Genomic DNA, 2,678 nt, shown 5'->3' on the forward strand with positions numbered 1-2,678 from the left:
ATTCCAGAGTACGGCCAGACACGTGAAACCTGGTCGGAATACGGGGGGACCACCCTCCAACCCTAAATACTACCCAGTGACCGATAGCGTATAGTACTGTGAAGGAAAGGTGAAAAGCACCCCGGGAGGGGAGTGAAAAAGAACCTGAAACCCTGTGCCTACAAGCACCTAGAGCGCGTCAAAGCGTGATAGGGTACTTTTTGTAGAACGGTCCGGCGAGCGATTGTATGCAGCAAGGTTAAGGACTTAAGGTCTGGAGCCGAAGCGAAAGCGAGTTTGAAAAGGGCGTTAAGTTGCATATAATGGGCCCGAAACCGGGTGACCTACCCATGGTCAGGTTGAAGTGGAAGTAAAATTCCATGGAGGACCGAACCGACCTCCGTTGAAAAGGCGGCGGATGAACTGTGGGTAGCGGAGAAATTCCAATCGAACCCGGAGATAGCTGGTTCTCCCCGAAATAGTTTTAGGACTAGCCTCAAGTTAGATACCTGGAGGTAAAGCACTGAATAGCCTAGCGGCCGAGAGGTTAGCGAAGCTTATCAAACTCAGAATGCCAGAGTATTGATGCTTGGGAGTCAGACAGTGTCAGATAAATGTCATTGTCAAAAGGGAAACAGCCCAGATCTACAGCTAAGGTCCCAAAGTCAGGTTAAGTGGAAAACGATGTGAAGATACGCAGACAACCAGGATGTTGGCTCAGAAGCAGCCACTCATTCAAAGAGTGCGTAATAGCTCACTGGTCGAGCGTCTTTGCGCGGAGAATTTAACGGGGCTAAACCTGACACCGAAGCTTAGGCAGCATGTTTACATGCTGGGTAGGGGAGCGTTGTATACGCGGTGAAACAGTAGCGCAAGCGGCTGTGGAGTGTATAGAAGTGAGAATGCCGGAATGAGTAGCGCGAATGCAGTGAGAATCTGCATGGCCGAAAGCCTCAGGTTTCTGGAGGAAGGTTCGTCCGCTCCAGGTTAGTCGGGAGCTAAGGTGAGGCCTAACGGCGTAGCCGATGCACAGACGGTAGAGATTCCGTCACCACCAAAAGAGTTAAACACAGGGACACATATGAAGTCTCGGAGCCGGGTGTTGGTTCCGGTAGCGATCGAGGGAAGTTAGTACCGAAGTCCGGGATGGAAGATGGCGAGAAAAGCTGTGTGTATTTCTGCGGTGCCCGTACCGCAAACCGACACAGGTAGGTAGGAAGAAGATTCTAAGGCCAACGGGAGAAGGGTTGTTAAGGAACTCGGCAAATTGACCCCGTAACTTCGGGAGAAGGGGTGCTGCAGCAATGCAGCCGCAGAGAATCGGCCCAAGCAACTGTTTACCAAAAACACAGGTTTGTGCTAAATCGAAAGATGACGTATACGAGCTGACGCCTGCCCGGTGCTGGAAGGTTAAGAGGAGATGTGCAAGCATTGAATCGAAGCCCCAGTGAACGGCGGCCGTAACTATAACGGTCCTAAGGTAGCGAAATTCCTTGTCAGGTAAGTTCTGACCCGCATGAAAGGCGTAATGATTTGGGCACTGTCTCAACAGCCCGCCCGGCGAAATTGTAGTACCGGTGAAGATGCCGGTTACCCGCGACAAGACGGAAAGACCCCATGGAGCTTTACTGTAGCCTAATATTGGGTTTCGATGTTGCATGCACAGGATAGATGGGACACTGGGAAGCAGGTGCTTTGGCGCTTGTGGAGTGGCCGTTGGGATACCATCCTTGCGATATTGGAATTCTAACCTGCGCCTTTGAATCAAGGCGGGGGACATTGTTAGGTGGGCAGTTTGACTGGGGCGGTCGCCTCCTAAAGAGTAACGGAGGCGTTCAAAGGTTCGCTCAGCTTGAACGGAAATCAAGCAAAAGAGTGCAAACGCAGAAGCGAGCCTAACTGCGAGACTGACGGGTCGAGCAGTAACGAAAGTTGGAGTTAGTGATCCGGTGGTATGTGAGTGGAAATGCCATCGCTCAACGGATAAAAGTTACCCTGGGGATAACAGGCTGATCTCCCCCAAGAGTCCACATCGACGGGGAGGTTTGGCACCTCGATGTCGGCTCATCGCATCCTGGGGCTGTATTCGGTCCCAAGGGTTTGGCTGTTCGCCAATTAAAGCGGTACGCGAGCTGGGTTCAGAACGTCGTGAGACAGTTCGGTCCCTATCTGTCGTGGGCGCAGGATATTTGATGGGAGCTGTTCCTAGTACGAGAGGACCGGAGCGGACGTACCTCTGGCGCACCAGTTGTTCTGCCAAGAGCATAGCTGGGCAACTATGTACGGATCGGATAAACGCTGAAAGCATCTAAGCGTGAAGCCGACCCAAAGATAAGATATCCCATTGTTTCAAACAAGTAAGACCCCTTGAAGACTACAAGGTTGATAGGCACGATGTGTAAGTGGAGCGATTCATTCAGCAAGCGTGTACTAATAGGTCGAGGGCTTGACCACAATTCGCTTGAGACTCTGAGAGTCAACGAAAAAATGTAAGCAGTGATTATTCAGTTTTGAAGGCACGTCCTTCTAAGAAATACTGGACAAAGTACAACAAACATGTTGTACTGGTTCAGTCAGATCGGTCGGTGTCGATGACGGTGAGGTTCCACCTGTTCCCATTCCGAACACAGAAGTTAAGCTCACTTGTGCCGAAGATAGTTCGCTGGAAACGGCGCGTGAAAATAGGTAGTCGCCGACTT

Annotated in this window: 2 rRNA genes; both read left to right on the plus strand. The window is 51.2% G+C overall.

The window, feature by feature from the left end:
• Positions 1–2,434, plus strand: a 23S ribosomal RNA gene (locus J3348_RS14050).
• A gap of 126 nt (positions 2,435–2,560) precedes the next feature.
• Positions 2,561–2,677: ribosomal RNA gene (rrf, locus tag J3348_RS14055) — 5S ribosomal RNA — on the plus strand.
• Position 2,678 lies beyond the last annotated feature (1 nt).

The organism is Faecalibacterium sp. Marseille-Q4896 (assembly GCF_017377615.1).
In the GTDB taxonomy this organism is placed as follows: Bacteria; Bacillota; Clostridia; order Oscillospirales; family Ruminococcaceae; genus Faecalibacterium; species Faecalibacterium taiwanense.